Below are 295 nucleotides of genomic sequence, written 5' to 3'. Positions count from 1 at the left end.
CATCATGATCAGCAGCGGCACCTCTCCCTGGCCGGCCACCCCGAACTCCTCCGCGTACGAGACGCAGTCGAAGCCCAGCGCGACCCCGCAGCCGGTCCCGGCCGCGGAGGCGGCGGTGTAGACGGCCTGGGCGACGGCACCCACGGCGGCGTTGACCAGCCGCAGCCCCCGGTCGCCCACCGCGTCCAGCACCGCGTACGTGCGGGCCACCGGCACCAGCACGGCGGCCGCCTGCTCCAGGTTGTAGTTGGCGAGGAAGTAGTTCTCCTGGAGGAACGCCCCGAACGCGCCGGAC

The 295-nt window shown here is 73.2% G+C and carries 1 protein-coding gene; it reads right to left on the bottom strand.

Features of this window, described 5'->3' with window-relative positions:
• On the bottom strand, positions 1-295 hold a 295-nt coding region (locus tag GT030_RS34195), incomplete at both ends, for a nitroreductase family protein (RefSeq protein ID WP_202460915.1).

This window comes from Streptomyces sp. SID1328 (genome assembly GCF_009865595.1).
GTDB lineage: Bacteria > Actinomycetota > Actinomycetes > Streptomycetales > Streptomycetaceae > Streptomyces > Streptomyces griseoluteus.
Note: the sequence above shows the minus strand (reverse complement) of the source record. Positions and strands in the feature narration are given on the sequence as shown.